This window comes from Flavobacterium collinsii (genome assembly GCF_946903285.1).
Lineage (GTDB): Bacteria > Bacteroidota > Bacteroidia > Flavobacteriales > Flavobacteriaceae > Flavobacterium > Flavobacterium collinsii.
Genome location: NZ_OX336425.1, coordinates 1,455,663 through 1,478,236 on the forward strand (window position 1 = coordinate 1,455,663; position 22,574 = coordinate 1,478,236).

General features: G+C 34.8%; 19 protein-coding genes. 2 read left to right on the forward strand and 17 right to left on the reverse strand.

Going from position 1 to position 22,574, the window contains the following annotated elements:
• Nucleotides 1-2 precede the first annotated feature (2 nt).
• From OGZ34_RS22400 to OGZ34_RS06515, 3 genes are read right to left on the reverse strand one after another with little or no spacing between them, the layout of a single operon-like run.
• A complete protein-coding gene (locus tag OGZ34_RS22400) occupies nt 3-308 on the reverse strand; it encodes a type II toxin-antitoxin system RelE/ParE family toxin (protein ID WP_395338141.1) in 306 nt (101 codons plus the stop codon).
• Entirely contained in the window at nt 308-526 is a 219-nt protein-coding gene (locus OGZ34_RS06510; protein ID WP_263362505.1) for a hypothetical protein, read from the reverse strand. Before OGZ34_RS06510 ends, OGZ34_RS22400 begins: the two co-directional genes overlap by 1 nt.
• A gap of 30 nt (nt 527-556) precedes the next feature.
• Nucleotides 557-1,639 carry a diphosphomevalonate/mevalonate 3,5-bisphosphate decarboxylase family protein gene (locus OGZ34_RS06515; protein ID WP_263362506.1) on the reverse strand — a complete coding sequence of 361 codons (1,083 nt, stop codon included), beginning with the start codon at nt 1,637-1,639 and terminating at the stop codon, nt 557-559.
• Between the two features lie 155 nt (nt 1,640-1,794).
• Between OGZ34_RS06515 and OGZ34_RS06520 the strand changes: the two genes are divergently transcribed.
• Together OGZ34_RS06520 and OGZ34_RS06525 are read left to right on the forward strand one after the other, a co-directional pair.
• Nucleotides 1,795-2,271, forward strand: a complete 477-nt coding sequence (locus OGZ34_RS06520) for a TspO/MBR family protein (RefSeq protein ID WP_263362507.1) — start codon at nt 1,795-1,797, stop codon at nt 2,269-2,271.
• Nucleotides 2,272-2,333: 62 nt separating this feature from the next.
• Nucleotides 2,334-3,332: a tetratricopeptide repeat protein gene (locus tag OGZ34_RS06525; RefSeq protein WP_263362508.1), complete on the forward strand. Its 999-nt coding sequence runs from the start codon at nt 2,334-2,336 to the stop codon at nt 3,330-3,332.
• On the opposite strand, the gene OGZ34_RS06530 is transcribed toward OGZ34_RS06525, so the two are convergent.
• The 14 genes from OGZ34_RS06530 to OGZ34_RS06595 form a co-directional block, all read right to left on the reverse strand.
• On the reverse strand, nt 3,329-4,078 hold the full coding sequence (locus OGZ34_RS06530) for a hypothetical protein (RefSeq protein WP_263362509.1): 750 nt from the start codon (nt 4,076-4,078) through the stop codon (nt 3,329-3,331). The two genes, OGZ34_RS06525 and OGZ34_RS06530, sit on opposite strands and share 4 nt — an antisense overlap.
• Before the next feature lie 23 nt (nt 4,079-4,101).
• Nucleotides 4,102-4,824, reverse strand: a complete 723-nt coding sequence (locus OGZ34_RS06535) for a hypothetical protein (protein WP_173967138.1) — start codon at nt 4,822-4,824, stop codon at nt 4,102-4,104.
• A 294-nt stretch (nt 4,825-5,118) separates the two neighbouring features.
• Nucleotides 5,119-6,483: a YncE family protein gene (locus OGZ34_RS06540; protein WP_263362510.1), complete on the reverse strand. Its 1,365-nt coding sequence runs from the start codon at nt 6,481-6,483 to the stop codon at nt 5,119-5,121.
• Nucleotides 6,484-6,578: 95 nt separating this feature from the next.
• Nucleotides 6,579-7,655, reverse strand: a complete 1,077-nt coding sequence (locus tag OGZ34_RS06545; RefSeq protein WP_263362511.1) for a hypothetical protein — start codon at nt 7,653-7,655, stop codon at nt 6,579-6,581.
• A gap of 80 nt (nt 7,656-7,735) precedes the next feature.
• The gene (locus OGZ34_RS06550) at nt 7,736-8,944 is read right to left on the reverse strand and encodes a BaiN/RdsA family NAD(P)/FAD-dependent oxidoreductase (RefSeq protein ID WP_263362512.1); all 1,209 of its coding nucleotides are present in this window, start codon (nt 8,942-8,944) and stop codon (nt 7,736-7,738) included.
• An 83-nt stretch (nt 8,945-9,027) separates the two neighbouring features.
• On the reverse strand, nt 9,028-9,705 hold the full coding sequence (locus OGZ34_RS06555; RefSeq protein ID WP_263362513.1) for a glycerophosphodiester phosphodiesterase: 678 nt from the start codon (nt 9,703-9,705) through the stop codon (nt 9,028-9,030).
• Nucleotides 9,706-9,886: 181 nt separating this feature from the next.
• The gene (locus OGZ34_RS06560) at nt 9,887-11,554 is read right to left on the reverse strand and encodes an alpha-amylase family glycosyl hydrolase (protein WP_263362514.1); all 1,668 of its coding nucleotides are present in this window, start codon (nt 11,552-11,554) and stop codon (nt 9,887-9,889) included.
• Nucleotides 11,555-11,712: 158 nt separating this feature from the next.
• A complete protein-coding gene (locus OGZ34_RS06565) occupies nt 11,713-13,584 on the reverse strand; it encodes a glycoside hydrolase family 13 protein (RefSeq protein ID WP_263362515.1) in 1,872 nt (623 codons plus the stop codon).
• Nucleotides 13,585-13,683: 99 nt separating this feature from the next.
• The gene (locus OGZ34_RS06570; RefSeq protein WP_263362516.1) at nt 13,684-14,511 is read right to left on the reverse strand and encodes a hypothetical protein; all 828 of its coding nucleotides are present in this window, start codon (nt 14,509-14,511) and stop codon (nt 13,684-13,686) included.
• Between the two features lie 124 nt (nt 14,512-14,635).
• Nucleotides 14,636-16,750 carry a glycoside hydrolase family 97 protein gene (locus tag OGZ34_RS06575; RefSeq protein WP_263362517.1) on the reverse strand — a complete coding sequence of 705 codons (2,115 nt, stop codon included), beginning with the start codon at nt 16,748-16,750 and terminating at the stop codon, nt 14,636-14,638.
• Between the two features lie 25 nt (nt 16,751-16,775).
• Entirely contained in the window at nt 16,776-19,079 is a 2,304-nt protein-coding gene (locus tag OGZ34_RS06580; RefSeq protein ID WP_263362518.1) for a glycoside hydrolase family 65 protein, read from the reverse strand.
• Between the two features lie 17 nt (nt 19,080-19,096).
• The gene (pgmB, locus tag OGZ34_RS06585) at nt 19,097-19,756 is read right to left on the reverse strand and encodes a beta-phosphoglucomutase (RefSeq protein ID WP_263362519.1); all 660 of its coding nucleotides are present in this window, start codon (nt 19,754-19,756) and stop codon (nt 19,097-19,099) included.
• Nucleotides 19,749-21,269, reverse strand: a complete 1,521-nt coding sequence (locus tag OGZ34_RS06590) for an MFS transporter (RefSeq protein WP_263362520.1) — start codon at nt 21,267-21,269, stop codon at nt 19,749-19,751. The genes pgmB and OGZ34_RS06590 overlap by 8 nt, the downstream gene beginning before the upstream one ends.
• 180 nt (nt 21,270-21,449) lie before the next feature.
• Entirely contained in the window at nt 21,450-22,481 is a 1,032-nt protein-coding gene (locus OGZ34_RS06595) for a LacI family DNA-binding transcriptional regulator (RefSeq protein ID WP_263362521.1), read from the reverse strand.
• Between the last annotated feature and the right edge of the window lie 93 nt (nt 22,482-22,574).

The following is a 22,574-nucleotide window of genomic DNA, read 5'->3' on the forward strand; positions in this document are numbered from 1 at the left end:
GTTTATTTTATGTCTTTTTTTATTTTATTTGGGTCTTGTCTAGTGTCGAAAATAGTGTGAATTCTAATCTCATTAGCACTATAACTATATAATAAACTCGATTGTTTGGTTATAACACATTTTCGATATTTTTTATTGACGGATGATTTTGGGAAAATCTCAGGATTCATACTTACTATCGAAATTGCTTTTTCAAATTTAATAATAAACGACTTTTGCGATTTTTCCGACCATCTGGCTTCGATGAATTTTAAAATTTCATCTAAATTTCTTTCAGCAGTTTTTGAAAAATTTACTTTAAGATTCACTATCTGTATTTTTTCATAACATCTTCAAAACTACTAAATTCACCTCGTTCAAATTCTAATTCACTTTGAGCGATGTCCGCTTTTTGTTCTTCCGTCAAATCATCCCACCAGTCTTTCTGCTCTTTCTTAAAGATTTTTCGAATTGATTTCAAGATAGATGGATCTTCTGTCTCTGCTAATAGTTTTATTAACTCAAGTTTTTCTAATTGAATGTCCATAATCAAAATTTTAATTAAAGGTACGCAAAATTATAATGCAATCGCGCCCGCTCCAATTTTGTCGCAAATGTACTGACCATTCTGGCAAAATACAACTAATTCGTCCTGAATAAATTGTAGTACTTTGTCGGTAACATTTTCGGGATATAAAACGTGAACATTTGCTCCTGCATCAAGTGTAAAACAAACTGGTATTTGTGTTTCGTTTCTGAATTTCCAGATGGCATTGATGATTTGCAATGTGTTAGGTTTCATTAAAATGAAGTAAGGCATTGATGTCATCATCATGGCGTGTAAAGTCAATGCTTCGCTTTCTACAACTTTGATAAATTCATTTAAATTACCATTTTCAAAAATGGCAATTAACTGGTCCAGATTGTTGTGTGCCTGAGAAAAACGTCTTTCAGCATAGGGATGGTCGTGCATCAAATCGTGCCCAACGGTACTCGAAACCTGTTTTTCGCCTTTATCAACCAGTAAAATAGTATCCTGATAGTTGTTGAAATTCTCATGTACAGCATAAGGAAATTCTACACCAAATAAATCCGAACTTCCTCCAATGTTGGCCTGGTTTCCCCAAACGACCACATTCCCTTTTACACTTCGGCAGGCGCTTCCGGATCCCAAGCGCGCTAAGAAAGAGGCTTTTTGATAAAAGTATGCATCACTCATTTCAGGGTTCAGTACTTTCTCTAAACTCATGAAATTCATCGCCAAAGCTGCCATTCCTGAAGCCGAGGAAGCAATTCCGGAGCTGTGTGGAAATGTATTCTGAGTATCAATTGTAAAATGATATTCTTTCAGGAAAGGTAAATAAATGTGAACTCGTTCTAAGAACTTTTGAATTTTGGGTTTAAAATCTTCTTTTGGTTTTCCTTCAAAAAGTAAATCAAAAGAAAAAGAATCCTGATTTTTTTTCTTTGCAAAACCTAATTTCGTAATCGTTTTGCAATTATTTAAAGTAAAACTTACTGAAGGATTTGCCGGAATCTGATTGTCTTTTTTGCCCCAGTATTTTACTAATGCAATATTGCTGGGTGCGCTCCACTCAAAATTTCCGTTTTCGATGGATGAAGTATAGGTGTTTGGAATAAAATCAGCTGCTGTAAACATGAAATATAAAATTTTGGCAAAGATAGTTTTTAAAATATTTCGCCATGTAAGTTATATCAGAAAATGTAAGTCAGATTCCAACTAAAATGAACTTGAGAGCGCTTATAGGATTTACATTTTCTTTTTGATTATTTTTGGACAAAAATCAAAGCAAAATGAACAAGATCGTCAAAATCGCAATTGCATTAGTTATTTGTTTAATGGTGGGGTATTCTGCAAGTGTAGTAACAAGACCAAGTGTTGAAACATGGTATCCGACTCTTATAAAACCGGTTTTTAATCCGCCCAATTGGATTTTTATGCCTGTTTGGACTTTGCTTTATATCTTAATGGCGGTTGCAGCCGGATTGGTTTGGGATAAAGTAAAGGAGCAAAAAGAGACAGTGAAAATTGCCTTAGGCTTCTTTTTAATTCAGTTAATATTAAATGCGATCTGGTCGTATTTGTTCTTCGAATTGAAGAATCCGATGCTGGCCTTAATCGAAATTGTGCTTTTGTGGCTTATGATTTATGAGACGTATCTAAAATTTATAAAAATTAATAAAATTGCCGGATATTTATTGATTCCATACATGGCTTGGGTAGCATTTGCAGGAGTTTTAAATGCCAGTATCTGGTGGTTGAATAAGTAGTGTTTTTGTTTCAGGTTACAAGCTTTTTTTGTTTCAAGTTAATTCTATGATAAATCTGCTTTATGAATAAATTTAAGCTCACTTTAGTTGTTTTGTTTTTAATCTCATTTAAGTGTTTTGCCTGCTTGAATGGCGAGACTAAAACATTAAAAAATGGGTATTTAATTTACATCGATTACAGAGGAATTGTTCCTCGTGGTCATAATTTTGACGCAGGAGTTTCTTCCCGGTTGCTTTTTGAACTCGATAGTATCTATAAAAAGACAAAGGATATAGATTATTTATCTGATAAAGGGTATGTTTTAATCGTTCTGAAAAAGTATGAGGAAGCATTAAAATTGTATCTAAATATTGAAAAGATTAAGCCGAATAAGTATTCTACAGCATCAAATCTTGGAACGCTCTACGAATTAATGGGAGAAAATGAGAAAGCTTATGATTGGATTAAGAAATCAATTGAAATAAATCCCGAATCTCATGAAGGATCAGAATGGATACATTTAAAAATATTAGAGGCCAAAATTAAGAATTTAAGCACTGTTTCCGGGGAGTTTTTAATAGGTACAAATTTTGGTACAGCTGAGATTCCTAAAAGTAGTTTTTCAAAATCTGACTTAGAGAGATTAAGTAAATCTATTTATTATCAGTTGAATGAACGTATAACCTTCATAAAACCAAAGGATAAAATAATTTCGATCTTGTTTTTCGAATTGGCTAATATTGTCAAAATAATTGAAAAGAATAAAACGGCAATTGAAATATATGAACGTGCAAAAGAGTACGGACTAGATAATGAATTGATTAATAAAAGGCTGCAATATTGTTATCAATTTGAGATTGATTATTGTGAAAGTCGAAATCTAAGACTTTATGATGCAAATCGTGATTTAAGATCTAAAATGAATGGGATCGATAGAGATTATGTAAATCAAATCGAAATAATTTTAATTATTTTATCTGTTGTTATAGCAATCTTAATAATTGCTTTGATTGTTTTTTATATGAAGTGGAAGAGTTTAAAAGATTACATTTTTCTGAATGATTCGAAAACGAATGTTTAATTCTTATTCTCCGTTTTCAGTTTTTTGAACATCTCATTTTTGGCATACATAAAATCCATTGTGGTGAGAATGTTGCTGTTTGTTAAGAGCATTTTAGATCTGGGATCAGCATCACAAAATTCAATAAAAAGATCTTTCTCTTCCGGTTTTAGTTTTAAATTTTTGCTAAAAAAATCATCTGGAATTGATGTCGCTACCAGTTTTTTGAAATTAGTTTCCGGAGCTTTAGTTTTGGAAGGCTTATCATCTTCTGTTTTAAATAAACCAATTAAACCTTTTCCAAGTCTCGCAAAATCGATACCGTTTGTAATAGTTCCGTTATAAACACCCGTATATTTTTGTAAAGAGCTAGCATCTTTTGCCAATTTTATATCGTCTATTTCTTGTTGAGAGATTTTTACCGGATCAAATTTGATATTGGTAATAACGACTTCCTCTAATTCTTCCGGTTTTATAACCATATTTACGGTGATGTTGTTTTGGTCTATGTTTTCCTGGGTTATTTTTAGCCTGGTGAAAAAATAATCTTTGGAAAAAAACAGTAAACTATCCCGGCTTTTGACTAAAATAGAAAACTCTCCCAGATTATTTGTCTGCGTACTTATTTTGGCTGTTTTGTTTATGACTTCGACTTTATTCAGTGGATGGTTATTGGACATCACTTTTCCCTGAAGTACTTTTTCTGACTGTGAAACAGACAGCTGATAGGTGAAAAAAGAAATAGTGGTAAGTAATTTTACTTTCATTTGCAGAAATTCATTAAGTTTTTTTAGTTTTTAGATTCTATTTTCAGTTTCTGGAATTCGATATTTTTGGTATATAAAAAATCCATTGTGGTTAGTATATTTGGATCTTCTAAAAGCGTTTTAGATTTCGGATCAACATCGCAGAATTTAATAAAAATTTCTTTTTCTCCAGGTTTTAGCTTTAAATCGTTGGTAAAAAATCCGGGAGGACAGGAGGCAGCGACCAGTTTTTTAAAGCGCTCGTCATTTTCAATCTTTTTCTTTTTCTTAGTTGGAAGAGCTATATTGTAGTTAAGCGCATTTTTGATTCTTCCGTCATTAATATTTAGATAGCGCTGAATTAAATCATTAGCTTGCTTGTCGTTTTTGACTTGGTTTGCAGCTTCTGTACTGTAAGTGATTTTGGGAAGTTTGTTGTTTATGATAACGATGTTGTCTAATTCTTCGGTTATTGGGATCATATCGATAATGATCATGTTACTTCCTATATCTTTGGAGGTAAGCTTGATTCTTTTGAACAAAAAATTTTTAGAGAAAAAGATAAGGCTGTCCTGGGCTTTTGCAAGTATGAAAAACTCTCCTAAATGATTTGTTGTTGTACTGGTTTGCGCAGTTTTATTGATTACTTCTATATTTTTAAGTAAGATTGTTTCGGATTGTACTTTTCCTTTAAGAAGTTTTTCGGTTTGAGAAATAGAAAGTTGATAAGTGAAAAAAGAAATTGTGGTAAGTAGTTTTACTTTCATTTAATGGTATTTAGCTGAAAGTAAAATTATTAGAATAGTCTTAATGAAAACTTAGTAAACCTGTAAATTCTTGTTAATTATAGTTTACTTACAAAGTTTTCCCGAGCTAGTCCTTTAATAATAAAAAAGAGTTTGTTGTTGATTTTTGCAATAGAAATAAAGGCTGTTTTAGCATCAAATTTTTCATACTCAAAAAAACAATTGCCTCCATTTCATTTTCAGAAAAAGAGGCAATTGTCGTGATTTGTTTTGTAATGAAGAATATCTTTTATCAATCAGATTAGATATAATAGGTTATGGAGTACTTATTTTTTCTATTGCCCATTCTTTGGCTAAACCTGCTCCGGTTGCTTTTACAATTACAAATAAATTATTTCCGGCAGAATTACTAAATACAAAAAAAGGTTCGGCATCGTAAAATACTTTATTTGATTCACTTTTTGATACAAGAAACTGCTCTAACGGTATCTTGTTTTTAAAAGTAAGATTTGAGTCATTATATACATAAATGTATGGAGGTTTCTTTTGATTCCAATTATCAGCTACTAGTAGTAGATAAAGATTGTTTTTTATTGATGAATGATCTAACCATTGAATAGGAGAGTATGCGTTCGTTTCAGTATTGATTGTACCGTTATATAACATATCCTGACTTTTAAGTTCGGAAGTTTTAAATACAGTTTTTCCTCTTGTAAATATTCTATTCCCATCTTCAGAAAACCATAGATTTCCGTTCATGATATAATCTCCATGATAGGGAGAATCGTAGCTATATTCTGCATTTCCATTTTGAATGTTGTATTTCTCTATATCCATTGGAGATAGCCCATTTTCTGCACCATATATATATTTGCCTGAAGGATGTAATCGTGCTTTATTTCCTTCGTAAATTTTTTCACCAATATGTTCATATTCATTATGATTCACCAAGCTTAAATTTATAGATCTTATGAAGGTCGATTGACCTTTCGCAGGGAAAACGTATGCCCATTTATTATTTCCAAGCACAATATCATTTGCGTAACAAGATATAGGATATGTTTTTGTAACAGTTTTGCTAGTTAAATTGATGTAAGAAATATGTTTATCATGTCCAGCAACTGCTGTTTTTCCATCAGGAGATATTGAGATACATGTAGGGGCATATAATAATGGTATACTTTCAATCAAGCCTGTATTTGTAGATAGAATATTTACTGCAGAGGGACTTGCCGAGACATATACAAGCTGATCAGTAACTTTAGAAAACTCCGCATCGACAACATCAGAGTTTAAAACTACTTTCTGTTCTACAAAATTGGTTACACTTACAACAATTGAATCTTTTTTATTGTTGATATTTAGATATAATTTTGAATAAGATTTACCATTTGGCAAGGTCTTTTTATCAACAGTGACCATAATTCCATCATGATTTAGCGAAGTTACAACCCCTTCTTTCTTAGAAAGTTCGATGTAGTTTTTTGAGCTTACGAGAGTATAATTTAAAGATGTTTCACCTTGATTCTCAATATTAAGAACAAGTTTGTTATTGAAAATAGTAAAATTTAAGGTATCCGGTACCGAGTAATTTGCGTCTTTAATTTGTTCATTTGAATCGTTACTCGAACAGCCGATAAGTGTTAACAATGTGATTAATGTAAATGCAATTTTTTTCATATTATTTATTTTTTATCTCATGACTTTTATAGTTTATCATAACTATAAAAAAGGAAATGTAAATAGTAAGTGGTTTTTATTAAAAGAAATAATTATTAGTTAATATCGATTTTTTGAATTGCCCATTTATTAACTAAATCAGAATCAAGTGCTTTTGTTACTACAAATAAACGATTCCCAGTTGAATTGCTAAAGACAAAATATGGCACCGCATCATAAGTTTCTACACTGTTTTTTTTCGTTTGATTGAAATATTTTTCCAAATCAAATTTATTTACATAGCTAAGATCTGAATCGTTAAAAACGTAAATGTTATTTGATTTTATCGGATTCCATTTATCGTCATTTGAAAAGATTACATATAATTTTCCTTTTGAAGAAGAATGATCCAGCCAATCAATTTTATAATTGCTTTCAGAAGGAATTTTACCATTATATACAGCATCTAAATTATTAAGTTCGGAAGTCTTTAAAACACTTCTCTCTCTAGTAAAGAGCCTATTGCCGTCTTCTGAAAACCATATGCTGGGGATAGTGTAGTTTTCTTCTTCAAAGTTGGATTCGTATTGATCGTCAATATCTCCTTTTTTAATTGTAAGTCGTTGAACTTTAGCTCTTGATAGCGGACTTTGTGAATAAATATATTTACCTGATGGATGTAGTCTTCCTTTAGTTCCAGCGCTTATTTGATTGTATATACTTCTGGGCATTTCGTAATTATATTCCAAATTCATATTTACGCTTTTTATATACGTCCACTGATCTTTTTCTGGAAAAACATACGCCCATCTATTATTTCCAAGAACAATATCGAGTGCAGAACAAGAAATATCATAGGTTTGGATTATGGATGGATTTTTTAAATTAAGATGTGTGATGTGACCATCATGACCCACTACAGCTGTATTACCATTTTGTGAAATGGAAATACATGTAGGGGTATAAGCCAGCGAAATTTTTTGTAATGATTCGGTACTGGAATTAAAAATATTTACTTGGGAAGGATTTGATGATACATATACTAATTGATCCGTTTTTTTTGAATATTCAGCATCTATAACATTTGTTTGTAATGTTATTTTCTCTTCTTTGATTTTTTTAGAATCGTTAGAGCCATTTTCACAACTATAGATTGTAAATAAAAGTACAGCTCCTAATAATATTTTTTGCATTTTTTTTGTAAGTTTTGTCTTGTTTTTAGGGTGCAAATATAAAAAGTCTTTTAAAAAATTAACTATAGAATTTCACTTTATTAAATTTCATTCGCCAAAATAAACCCGCTTGTCCAGGCATTTTGAAAATTGAAACCTCCTGTAATGGCATCAATATTAACAATTTCGCCTGCAAAAAAAAGATTTTTATGCAATTTGCTTTCCATTGTTTTGAAGTTGATTTCTTTTAAAACGATTCCGCCTGCTGTAACAAATTCTTCTTTAAAAGTACTTTTTCCGTTGACCTGAAATGTTGCTTTTGTAAGTTGAGAAGCGAGCTGCTGCAATTGATTTTTAGACAAATCCGCCCATTTGGTTTCGGTGTCAATACCCGAAGCCAGAACCAGGCTTTCCCATAAACGATTTGGAAAGTCGAAAGGTGATTTTTTTGAAACGGCTTTCTTAGCATGCTCCTGTTTTAGTTCTTTCAGTTTTTTTTCGGCATCTTCCGTGTCAACATCATTTAACCAATTAACGAAAATAGTAAACTGATAATTTTTATCGAATAGAATACGGGCTCCCCAGGCCGAAAGTTTCAGAATGGCCGGGCCACTCATTCCCCAATGTGTGATTAACAAAGGTCCGGTCGATTCAAGTTTGGTATCTTTTACGGTAACAGTGACTTGTGCTGCAACACCAGGTAATTCTTTTATTCGGAGATCTTTAATATTAAAAGTAAAAAGGGAAGGAACAGGGCTTACAACTGCATGTCCGTGGTTTTGTAGCATTTCCCAGATTTTAGGATTGCTTCCGGTGGCCATTACTAATTTTTCGGCAGCGAAATTTTCATTTTGAGTATCAATTTTCCAGCAATCTTCTTTTTTAAAAATCGATTGTACGCTTTGCCCCGTCAGTACTTTTATACCTAGTTTTTCGGTGGCACTTAAAAAACAATCTATAATAGTTTGTGAGGAATTGGAAACGGGAAACATTCTGCCATCTTCTTCTATTTTAAGTTCAACGCCATGTTTTTCGAACCATTCGATTGTATCTCCGGAACAAAATTGATGAAAAGGGCCACGAAGTTCTTTTTCGCCACGCGGGTAAAACTTAACCAGTTCATTTGGTTCAAAACAGGCATGCGTTACGTTACATCTTCCGCCGCCCGAAACACGAACCTTAGAGAGTACTTCCTTTCCTCTTTCTAAAATGGCAATTTTAAGTTTAGGATTTTTCTCTGCAATATTAATCGCAGTGAAAAAACCTGCAGCACCTCCGCCAACAATGATGATATCGAAATTTTTGGTCATATTTTTTTATTTGCCACAGATTCACAAATTTTTATTCTCAGAGATAAGAAAAAATACTTCGTGAATTTGGGGCTATTTTAAACTTATATTTTGTCCGGACAGTCAGAAATGATTCCGTCTACATTATAATTCTTTACTTTTTGAATGTCTTCTTCCATATTAACGGTCCATGGCAAAACGAGAAATCCTTTTTCCTGCATTTGGCTTACATTTTCTAAATCCAGCAGGTGATAATCAGGATGAATGGCTTTCGCTTTTATGGTTTTGGCGAAAGCTAGAGCAGTATCAAGATCTTCTTCTGTTAAAACACCAATAGGAATTTTTGGATTTAAATAGGATGTTTCCTGTAGCATATTCCAATCGAAACTTGAAACTATAAAATGATTGTAGTTCCAGTTTTTTTCTGAGATATATTGTTCAATTAATGCGACAACTTTTTTTGGGGTTCCTAAACCTTTTAATTCGACATTAATGAAACATTTTTTGTCAACCAGATCAAAAACTTCGTTTAAAGTTGGAATTTCATATTGCCCGGCAATCAGAAATGATTTTAGTTCGGCTAAGGTATATTGAGTGATCTCGCCCTTTCCGTTGGTCATTTTGTCAATGGTTTCATCATGCATTACAATTATATGTTCATCAGCGCTTAAGTGAACATCAAGTTCAATTCCGTCAGCATTGAGATCTAGCGCTTTCTGAAATGCTTTTAAAGTGTTCTCAGGTTCGTAAGCTTTTGCGCCTCTGTGTGCTATTTTTAGCATTTTGCAGTATTTTTTCTAACCGCAAAGGTCGCAAAGTTTTACGCAAGGTTAGCAAGGAATTTATTAAAAATTAAATAGCCACGAATTCACGAATTATTTTTTCTTATCTCTGAAAATAAAAATTAGTGAATTCGTGGCTAAAAAACTTTGTGAATCTTTACGTTTCTCTGCGGTAAAATCGTTATTCTTTTTCCAATAAAACAATGTCGAAATCGCTGTCAATACTTACTCTTCCATCAATTACTTCAACTTTCTGGTTGGAGTAGGTGTCTTTTAATTTTGTTCCGTTTGGGAAGACATCACCAACAGGAAGTTCTTTTTTGCCTTTGGGTAAATCCAAGCTAATTACAACTTTATCCGTATAGATATCTTTTGTGAAGGTTCTTGAAAAAACATAAGGTTGTGTGCTAATTTGATGGTGGATTCCTGCACCAACAGCGGGATGATTTCTTCTAAACTGACCTAATTTTTGCCAATGCAATAGTGTTTTTTGAGTTTCTGGGTTGTTTTGAATTTCGTCCCAATTCATGTTAGAACGCAAAGTGGCATCTCCCTGGGTGCCTTCGATTACTAAAGGTCGGGCAGATTCATCACCATAATATACCTGTGACATTCCCGGGCAAAGGAGTAGTTTGGTTCCCGCTTCAATACCTTTTACACGATAGGCATCAAAAGGCTGACCGTCATCGTGTGAAGACATATAGTTTAAAACCGAATATCCTTTCAGTTCATTAGTAAGATGATTGGAATATTTCGAAAACAAACCTTCATAATTGTTTTGAGCGGCGTTCCACTTGAATTCAAAATTAATCATGCTGTTGAAACCGTTTTGGAAATAATTTACTTTTCGATCTCCAAAATCATAGTCCTGCCCACCACTTATTCCGTACCCGTAAACTTCGGCAATCGTATAAAAGGGGGTTTGATCTAAAACTTCCAGAGGATGTTGTTTTTTCCAGACTTCGAAAGCATAGTCACATTCTTTTTTAAAATCGGCCCAGACACTTTCTTCGGTATGTTTTACAGTATCACCTCTGTAACCGTCAATTCCGAATACTGTAATATAATCAGTGAGCCATTTTATAATGTAATATTTAGGGCTTCTTGGATATCCTGTTCTTTTAAAGAATTCGTCTAATGAAGCGATTTCTTTTTCATAGCGACCTTCTTTCTTCCATTTTTCGATTAAAAGAGGTGGTAATTCGACATTTTGTGTACTTTCTGTTTTTACATCCGGAAGGTTCTCAACTAAGGTACACATGGTTGTATTTTCAAATGATTTGTAATCACAAACCACTCCCGTTCGCACCCAGTCTGAAGGCCAAACGGGATCTTCGGGAGTTACCGGGCCAGTATGGTTGATAACGCCGTCGAGAATAATTCGGATGCCTTTCGCATGTGCTTTTTTGACTAAATTGGCTAAGTCCTCTTTAGTTCCGAAATTTGGATCCAGCGCTGTCCAGTCTTTTGCCCAATAGCCATGAAAACCATAGCTAAGCCCTGTTCCTTCGTCAACTCCACCATGTATTTGCTCGACAACGGGAGTTAGCCAGATCGCATTGATTCCTAATTGACTAAAATAACCGGATTCGATTTTTTTGGTGATTCCAATAATATCGCCACCTTCAAAACCACGTAATTTTCCCGGAGTCTTAGTTCGGTTGAAGTTAACGTCATTAGAAGTATCTCCGTTATAAAAGCGATCGGTAAGTAAGAAATAAACATTGGCTCCTTCCCAAACGAAGGGTGTTTTTGAAGTGTTTTCTTTATTCATTGTAACTGATTTAGAGCCAGAACAACTCATGATTAAGGATACTAAAGGTAAAAAAAGGAAAATGGATTTTTTCATTATTTAGGAATTTTTTAGACATGGATTATGTTGAAAAAAATAGCCACAGATTAAAAGATTAAAAATGATTTTTTTAAATCTGTAATAATCTTTTAATCTGTGGCAAAAAAATATTGCGAACTTTTGCGATTGTTCTTTGCGAACTTTGCGGTTAAGTTTTATTCCAATTCTAAAACCAAAGCAGATTTTGGTTCCAAAGTAATTTCAGAAGTTAAATCGAATGTTTTTCCGGTGATCACATCTTTACCTGTTTTAAAAGTTTTGATGTTTTCCTTAAAACGGTTTGTTTTTAAAACTTGCTCTTTTGCATTGTTATTGAAAACAACCATTACAGTTTTAGCATCCGTATATCTGAAATAAACATAAGTGTTGTTTTCCGGAATGTAATGTGTCATCTTTCCGAAATGAACAGCTTCGTTTGATTTTCTCCAGTTGAATAATTTTGAGGTGAAGTCAAAATATTTTGCTTGTTCAGCCGTTCTGCCTTCTTTGGTGAAAGCATTGTTTTTATCACCGGTCCATCCGCCTGGGAAATCCTGACGAATGTCGGCATCGCCTTTGCTTTTGTCGCCGCCCATTCCAATTTCTGAACCGTAATACACTTGTGGAATTCCACGAATTGTAGCCAATAAAGTCATTGTTAGTTTGTATTTTTCCAAATCATATTTAAAATTATGATTGATACGGTCGGTGTCATGATTTTCGGCAAAAACTAAAATATTATCGGTGTTTGGATATAAATAATCCATTGCAAAATTGTTGTAGAATTTAATCAATCCATTATCCCAGTTTGGTTCATTTTCGTTGAAAGCAGAACTAATCTGACTTTGAAGTGTAAAATCCATCACACTAGGCAGATTGGAATTGTAATTTTCGATCGCACCAATTTTACTGTCTTTTTGCCAATAGGCTAAATTCGCCTGATTGTGCATCCATATTTCTCCAACGATATTGAAATTAGGGTATTCGTTCGTAACTGCTTTTGCCCAATTGGCCATTGCAGTTTGATCAGAGTAATTGTAAGTGTCAACTCTGAATCCGTCAAGATTGGCATATTCAATCCACCAGATCGCATTTTGAGTCAGGTATTTGGCAACAAGAGGATTTCTTAAATTCAAGTCCGGCATTGAAGGTACAAACCAGCCGTCAATACAAACTTCCTGATCTATTTTTGAAGCGTGAATATCAGTAATTACTTCGCGACGGTGGTGCGTTTGTGTAAAAGTTTCAAATTGATTGAACCAGGTTTTGGTTGGAATATCTTTCATCATCCAATGGGTAATTCCCCAGTGATTGGTTACATAATCCATAACAAGTTTCATGTTTTTTTTATGCATTTCTGTAGACAGACGAACATAATCTTCATTTGTTCCGTAACGCGGATCTATTTTGTACACGTCTGATTGTGCATAAGTATGGTACGAGTGCTGTTTGTCGTTGTCCTCACAAAGGGGCGTATTCCAAATAGTGGTTGCACCAAGAGACGAGATATAATCCAGGTTTTTAATGATTCCCTCGATGTCTCCGCCATGACGACCGCTCGGATCCTGACGGTTTCCTTTTTCGGTTAGAGAAGTATTACTGTCGTTTTTCGGATTTCCGTTTGCAAAACGATCCGGCATGATGAGGTACATTACATCTGATGCATCGTAACTTTTTCGGTCTGCCGAGTTGGCTCTTCTTTCTTTAAGCGTATATTTTTGAGTAAAAGAGACTTTGTTTTTGATTTTGAAGGAGAAAACCAAGTCAGAAGCTTTTAGGTTTTGTGTATCGATGGTCACAAAAAGATAATTTGGGTTTTCGGTTTTTTCGACACTTTTAATCACCACGTTATTTGAAACAGAAGTCTCGTATTGTGAGATATTTTTCCCGTAGAACATAATCTGCAATTCCGGGTTTTTCATTCCGGCATACCAAAATGGCGGCTCTGTTTTTTGGATTTGCGCTTTCGCAGAAGCGGAAAATAATAGAATGAATAGTATTAATTTATAGAGATTATGTTTTTCCAGGTGTGTTTTGCAATTTTTCATAATTTGTGGTTTAAATCGATGAAGATTTTTAATTGTTAATTTTTTTGATTTGAGACGGAGGAAAAAACAAAATCTGAAAAACTGAATTGCATATAACTTTTAGTCACAAGGAATTCCAAATAAATCTAAACCTTCAATCCAGAATCTTTTTACAGGCTTGTTCTTTTCTACAATATATATTGCTCTGGCAGGAAATGAACATTTACTATTTTCAGGATCTCTTCCCCAGATAAAATCATCACTATAGGTAAAATAAGCATTTCCAATATTGGCAAATACTTTAGTTTTGATATCGTCTTTATAGTCGTAATCTTTGCTTTTCTCTTCATCATAATCACGTACTTTTTTCTGAATATCAAAATAGCTTTTCTGATAGTTAATTTTGAGTAACTGTTTGGAACAAAAAATAGGTTTTCCATTTTTGGTTGTGTCAAAATTTTCAATTGGAAAAGCGAGAATATTGGTACGACACTCATCGAGTCCGCAAACAACTTTATTGATCGTTATTTTTGAAAACCCTTTTGTGCCATAAACGTAGTAACTCTTTTCTGCAATTTTTTTAATCTGGTCTTCTAATGTTTTATTTCTTATCAGTTTATAGCTTCCTAAAGTATCATAATATTCAAAGTTTCGAGTTCTGTTACTTTTTGGGGCTTCCACAACATTGTATAGAGAATCTTTGGAGCTTATCTCATTAAAAACTTTATCAAACTCAGTTCCGTCACCGGTATTCTGGTCGTTAAGATTTATTACAATTGCTGTTGTTGTTTTTGATAAATTATAAACACAAAACAGTGTTGTATCAATATCAATTTTATCTAAAGTGTCTGATTTTGCCGATGCAATATCTGCTTTAGGAATTGATTCATTTTTCTGCTGACAAGAAATAAATAAGAGACTTAAGAAGAAACTGGTTATGTTTTTCATTTTGAATTAATTTGATTAATGCAATTTACATTTTCCGGTAAAGTTCTCAATTCTTGTTAATATTTTATTAGTCCATTTAAAAAAAAGACAAGTAATTCTGGGGGAAATCACTTGTCTTTAAAAATTACTTCGTTTCGATAATGCTGATCGCATAACCGCCGCCAGGAGCAGACAACTGAGATAATTTTGATTTATTGGTCACCGCTATTTTTTTGATGGTGTAAGCTTGTGGGTTTGTTTTGTAATGCGCGTCTTTTGCATCAGCGTAGATGGTAGCTGTATATTTTTTTCCTTTTTCAAGGAAGCTGAAATCGATGTTTGATGTACGTGGGGTTTCTCCATTTACATTTCCAACGAACCAGTTGTTTGTTCCTTTTGCTTTACGGGCAACCGTGATAAAATCGCCTGGTTCAGCCTCGATGTATTTACTTTCAGACCAGTCTACAGCAACATCTTTGATGAATTGAAAAGCATCCGGAAAACGGTTGTAGTTCTCAGGAGTATCAGCAGCCATTTGCAACGGGCTGTACATGGTAACGTATAATGCCAGTTGGTTTGCCAGTGTACTGTTTACATGAGATTTGTTATCAGGATTCATTTTGCTGATATCCATTTCGAAGATTCCCGGAGTGTAATCCATTGGACCTCCAATTAAGCGTGTGAATGGTAAAACGGTTACGTGATTTGGTTTAGAACCTCCAAAAGCCTGGTATTCGGTTCCTCTTGCCGCTTCATTTCCAATTAAGTTTGGGTATGTTCTGCAAATTCCTGTTGGACGAACGGCTTCATGAGCGTTCACCATAATTTTATAATCCGCTGCTTTTTCGATAGCGTATTGATAGTGGTTTACAATCCACTGATCGTAATGATTTTCACCGCGAGGCAGGATGTCTCCAACATAACCGCTTTTTACTGCATCGTATCCATTGTCTTTCATGAATTGGTAAGCTTTATCCATATGGCGCTCGTAGTTACGAACAGAGCCTGAAGTTTCGTGGTGCATGATGATTTTTACTCCTTTTGATTTTGCATATTGCTGCAAACCTTTTACGTCAAAATCAGGGTAAGGCGTTACAAAGTCAAAAACATAATCTTTAGAGTGCCCGAACCAGTCTTCCCAACCTTCGTTCCATCCTTCCACTAAAACGGCATCGAAACCATTTGCAGCAGCAAAATCAATGTATTTTTTTACGTTAGCATTATTTGCTCCGTGAGTTCCGTTTGGTTTTGCTTTTGAGAAATCAGAAACACCCAATTGCACGGTTGGAAAATCGTTGGTATAAGACCATGAGCTTTTTCCAGTAATCATTTCCCACCAAACACCAATGTATTTTACAGGCTTAATCCATGAAGTATCCTCAATTTTTGAGGGATCATTTAAATTTAAAGTCATTTTTGAAGCTAAGATTTCTCTCGCATCATCGCTTACCATAATAGTTCTCCATGGAGAGTGGCTCGGAGCCTGCATATATCCTTTGTCTCCTTTTGCATCTGGAGTTAACCATGACTCGAAAATCATGTTTTTATCATCTAAATTCAGGTGCATGCAAGAATAGTTGATCAAAGCTGCTTCGTGTAAATTGATGTAGATACCGTCGTTTGTTTTTAACATCAAAGAAGTCTGAACTCCTGTTGGAGAGAAAGATTTTTGCGAAACATTTGCCGTATACGCTTTTTCAGAAAGACCTCTGATTTCAGATAATTTCGATTTGGTATAATCATATTCCTGAGTGTCGTAATCTCCCGGAATCCAGAATGCAGTGTGGTCACCCGCCATTGCAAATTGGGTTCTTTCTTCTTTGATTACAAAATAGGTAAGATTTTTTTGTGTTGGGAATTCATATCGGAATCCTAATCCGTCATCAAACAAACGGAAACGAATTACAATTTGACGATCCGTTCCTTTTTGATTTAAAGTTACAGCCAGTTCATTGTAATGGTTTCTGATTTGATCTACTTCTCCCCAAACCGGTTTCCAGTTTTCGTCAAAAGTGCTTGTTTTGGTATCGACAACTGTAAAATCATTTAATAAAGATTTTTTATCGTCTTTAAGTTCAAGACCTAATTTACTGGTTTTTACAACCTCTTTATTTTTGTATTTTAAATTGTAAGTTGGAGTTCCGTCGTTTTGAAGCGAAAATTCCATTACGAACTTTCCTTCGGGTGATTTTAATTGTTGTGCCTTTGCAATCGAGCCAAAAGCAAACAGGATTAAACTTGCGAAAAATAAGTTTTTCATGTTTTTGGGTTTTAAGTGTGTTGTATTAATTTATTTGCAACAATTTGTCTGCGGTTACAGGATTTCCGTTCACTACAATGGTTAGATCCTGATCGCCGTCTACCGTAAAAGTTGTTTCGTTATGATTTACAGTCACTTTTAAAATTTGATTTCTGAAATTAATTTTAAAAGAATAACCTTTCCATTCTTTTGGGATTTTTGGAGAAAAATGAAGCTGATCGTTTTTCACACGCATTCCGCCAAAACCTTCTACAATACTCATCCATGTTCCGGCCATTGAGGTAATGTGACAGCCTTCTTCAACTTCTTTGTTATAGTCATCAAGATCCAAACGGGAGGTTCTTAAATAGAAAGTATAAGCCATATCCATTTTGTCTAAAACAGCCGCCTGAATAGAGTGTACACATGGCGACAATGAACTTTCATGAACCGTAAAAGATTCGTAAAACTCAAAATTACGTTTTAATTCTTCTTTAGAAAAATGATCTTCAAAGAAATAGAAACATTGTAAAACGTCGGCTTGTTTGATGTAAGGCGAACGTAAAACACGATCCCATGACCATTTTTGATTGATAGGACGCTGCGAGCGGTCTAAGTCTTTTACCGGAACTAAATCTTTGTCTAAGAAACCGTCCTGCTGCAGGTAAATGCCCAATTCGTCAGAAGTTGGGAAATACATATTATTGGCTACTTTTTTCCATTCCGCAATTTCAGCTGCCGAAAGCGTTACTTTTTCGATGATTCGCTTGTGGTCTGATGGGTATTCAGCAGCTACTTTTTTAATTTGTTCTTCCGCATAATCAATACACCATTTTGCAATATAATTGGTATAGAAATTATTGTTGATATTGTTTTCGTATTCATTTGGACCTGTAACGCCCAGAATAACGTATTGATTTTTTTCTTTAGAGAAAGAAGCTCTCTGGTGCCAGAAACGTGCAATTCCGATAAGTACTTCTAAACCTTTTTCAGGAATATAAGAGTAGTCTCCGGTGAAACGATGGTAGTTGTAAATAGCAAAAGCAATCGCTCCATTTCTGTGGATTTCTTCGTGAGTGATTTCCCATTCGTTGTGGCATTCTTCGCCATTCATGGTTACCATTGGATACAAAGCAGCACCGTTTTTGAAACCTAAATTGTCTTTGGCGTTTTCGATTGCCTTATCCAGTTGATTGAAACGGTAAGTCAGTAAATTACGGGCTACCTGCTGATCTTTAGTTGCCATGTAAAACGGAATACAATAAGCCTCAGTATCCCAATAGGTAGATCCGCCATATTTTTCTCCGGTGAAACCTTTAGGTCCGATATTCAAACGACTGTCTTTTCCTAAATAGGTTTGATTTAACTGGAAGATGTTAAAGCGAATTCCCTGTTGCGCTTTTACGTCTCCATCAATGGTAATATCTGACATTTCCCAGATTTTACTCCAGGCCTCGATTTGATTCTGAAGTAAAGTGTCATAACCAAGAGCAACGGCAGTTTTAATACATTTTTCGGCTGCAGTTAAAGTATTCTCATGATTTAAAGAAACCGTATATCCACCAATTTTTTGGATCGATGAGGTTTGCCCTTTTGCGATAATGGTACCGTAAGTAAACTGAATTTTATCTGCAGTTGAATCGATTGTTGAAGGCGAAATGTTTACATTCTCTCCGTTTGCAAAAATCGTATTGTGCATAAAAGTGGTTACTTTAAAATGCGTTTTAAAAGTCTGAGCCGTTACAAAAGCTTCATTTGCTGCTTTTTTAACTTCAAGAGGCTCCCAGAATTTTTCGTCCCAGTTGGCATCTTCATTGGTAACTCCTGCATCAATATAAGGTTTGTAAACAATTTTGGCATCCTTGTTCAAAGGAGTGATTTCGTATTTGATAATTCCGGTTTCATCCAGATCTAAAGAGAGAAAACGACGAATGTTTACGGCAATTTCGGTTCCGTTTTTTAATGTTGCTTCAAAAGAACGATTGTACCAACCTTCTTTCATATTCAATTCTCTGCGGAAATTTTTCACAGCAGTACATTGGTGCAGGTCTAGGTTTTCTTCGTTGATCTGAATGTCAATTCCAATCCAGTTTGGAGCGTTTAGTACTTTGGCAAAATATTTAGGGTATCCATTTTTCCACCAGCCTACTTTTGTTTTGTCCGGATAATAAATTCCGGCGATGTAACTTCCTTGAAAAGTTTCACCTGAATAGGTTTCTTCAAAATTGGCACGTTGCCCCATAGCACCGTTTCCGATGCTAAAAAGACTTTCTGATGATTTTACTCTCTCAGCGTCAAAGCCTTCTTCGATGATGGACCAATTGTCTGGTTTAATGTAATCTTGATTCATTTTTGTGATTGATTGATTTATTTTGCGATTAATGATTTGATGAATTGAATATCCATTGAGGTAAAATCCTCAAAGATATACTGTGCCTCGTGCAGAATTGTTTTTGAACCGATTCCGATACTGGTCATTTTTCCAATATTGGCGGCCTGAACTCCAGCAACTGAATCTTCAAAAACAAAGGAATTTTCAGGGCTAATCTGTAACAATTGAGCCGCTTTTAGGAAAACTTCAGGGTCCGGTTTGGCATTGGTAACGTCGTTTCCGTCAACAATAACATCGAAGTACGAAAGTATTCCGGTTTTCTCCAGAATCGGGCGTGCATTTTTACTGGCAGAACCCAATGCAATTCCCTGATTTTTTTCTTTTAAGAGTTGCAGAATTTTAAAAACTCCGGGAAGAATTTCACTTTCATTCATGTCAACCAAATAAGACAAGTAATCTTCGTTTTTCTGAATGAGCCATTTGTCTTTGTCTTCCTGTGAAGCCTGAACATTTCCTAATTCGAGAATTATGTCTAATGAACGAACGCGGCTTACACCTTTTAGTAATTCGTTGTGTTCGTGTGTAAAATTTATGTTTAAGGCCTTTGCAATTTTCTGCCAGGCTAAAAAGTGGTATTTAGCGGTATCAACGATCACTCCATCAAGATCGAAGATGAATGCTTTTTTATTATTCATGAATTTCAATTTTAGTTCTGCTATTTACTCTAAGGGTAAGTAATCCGGCAAATATCATAGATACTCCTCCGATGATTAAGGCGTATATGGGTTCGTTGTGAAAGAATTGTTTGATGACAAATCCTAAGATAGTAGCGGCCACAATTTGCGGTATCACAACAAAGAAGTTGAAAACTCCCATGTAATACCCCATTTTTGCTGCAGGCAATGCTCCGGATAACATGGCATACGGCATTGAAAGTATACTTGCCCACGCAATACCAACGCCTAACATTGGAAGGATCAGCATTTGTTTGTCGCCAATAAAATAGATAGAGATTAAACCAACACCTCCGGCACATAAAGCCAATAAATGTGTTGCTCTAACGCCTACTTTTTTTGCAATAACCGGCAATAAAAAAGCAACTGCTGCAGCTACTCCGTTGTAAACGGTAAACAAAACCGAAACCCAGTCGGCGGCATCATTGTATACTTTAGAAGTAGTGTCTGTTGTGCCAAAAATATGCTGTGTAACTGCTTGTGTAGTATAAATCCACATAGAGAATAAGGCAAACCAGGAGAAGAACTGAACCCAGGCCAGTTTTTTCATAGTGGCTGGCATGTTCAATAAATCGGTCATGATTATCGTAAAACCATTGTGAACTTTAGAAGTTCGTAGTTGGGAAGCGATCATGAATAATACCCCCATGAAAACCAAACCGATAAAAAGAATGTAAAGTTCCTTCGCCAGACTGTTTTCGAAAATTAAAAAGGAAACCAATGCTCCAATTACGGTCAATAATACTCCTAAAAATAATTGTCTTTTGATGTTGCCTTCAGATTCTGTTTCGGGATTGAGAATGAGATCTTCCTTGTCTTTTTTGCTTTGAACTTCAAAAGCATGAAGCTCTTCGGGTGTATATTCTGTAGTTTTAAAAACAGTCCATAAAACAGAAAGCAGGAAAACAATTCCGCCAATATAAAAGGACCATTTAACAGAGTCCGGGATAATTCCTTCCGCGGCAGTATTGCTTACGCCAAAAACATTGGTAAAAAGATAAGGCAAAACAGAACCTACAACCGCACCGGTTCCGATAAAGAAACTTTGCATGGCAAAACCTAAAGTGCGTTGTTTTTCGGGTAAATTGTCGCCAACAAAAGCGCGAAAAGGTTCCATCGAAACATTAATCGAGGCATCCATGATCCATAAAGTACCTGCAGCTATCCATAAAGTTGGAGAGTTGGGCATGATGAATAATGCAATAGAAGACAAGATGGCTCCAATTAAAAAATAGGGGCGGCGTCGGCCTAAACGAGTCCAGGTTCTATCGCTAAAATAACCAATTACGGGTTGGATAATTAATCCTGAAACCGGAGCCGCAATCCATAAAATTGGAATTTCGTCAATTTTGGCACCCAGAGTTTCAAAAATTCTTGAAGTATTTGCATTTTGCAGTGCAAAACCAAACTGTATTCCCAAGAAACCGAAACTCATGTTCCAAATTTCCCAGAAACTTAATTTACGCTTTTCCATTATCGTAATTAAAGAATTAATTAGACGATAAGCGCTTTGCTTATCAAAACTTACTTATTATTTCGAAGTAAAAGTAAAAGCTTTGAGCAGGCGTAAAAGTATTAATTATTTTTTTAAATACGCTAACAAAAAAGTCATAAATGTTATTTAAGACTTTAGAAAATGTTGATTTTTAGGTTTTTAGTCAGTAGATTCTCGTTTTATAAGATGTGTTTCGATGACTTCTGTGGTGTAATTTTCGTTTTCTTCTTCGTCATCATCGTGTTCGGCTTCGAGTCTTTCGATCAGCATTTTAGCGGCTTTGTTACCCATTTTTTCACCACTCTGGCTTACGGTTGTAATGCTTGGAGTGGAGTATTTGGAAATAATTCCGTCAGTAAAGGCAATTACGGCCAGATCTTCTGGAACTTTTAATCCCATTTTGTTCGCTGTTTTGATAATGGTTACGGCAAAAAGCTCATTCACAGCAAAAACGGCATCAAACGCACGGTCGTGTAAAAGCTGGCTGATGGTGATTTCGCAAGTGTCTACATCTTCGATTTTGATGATTAAATCCTCATTAAAAGGCAATCCATTGTCGAGGAGCGCTTTTTCGTAACCGTCGGTTCTGAGTTTTCCCACACTTACATAATCTACCGTAGTGACCAAAGCGATTTTTTTTCGACCATTGTCTATCAAACTTTGAACAGCTTCATAGGCAGCAGCTTTATCATCAATAATTACTTTGTCGCACAAGATGTCGTTGGTGACGCGATCGAACATGACTACTGGCATCCCCTGATTGATGACTTCGGTAATGTGGTGGAAATCACCTTTGTATTGTGTTTCTTTAGAGAGTGACATGATAAAACCATCGATACTTCCGTTGGCTAACATTTCCATATTTAGTACCTCTTTATCAAATGAATCATCAGACAAACAGATCACGACACTATAACCATTTTCGTTGGCTACCTGTTCGATTCCGTTGATCACGGTAGAGAAAAAATGATGTACAATTTCCGGAATGATAATGCCAATACTTTTGGTTTTTCGATTTTTTAAACTAAGGGCAATATTGTTGGGCTTGTAGTTGTAAAACTTTGCAAATGCCTGCACTTTTGCGCGCGTTTCTTCTCCTATTTCCTGACTGTCTCTCAGTGATTTTGAGACCGTTGAAATAGAGACGTCAAGTTCCTTTGCGATCTGCTTTAGGGTTATTTTACGTTTCATAGTTGTTATTTGAAAAAAATCTAATTGTTAATAAAGGTATCTTTTATTTCTAAAATCGACAATTTTTGACTTAAAAGATTACAAAAAAAAGAA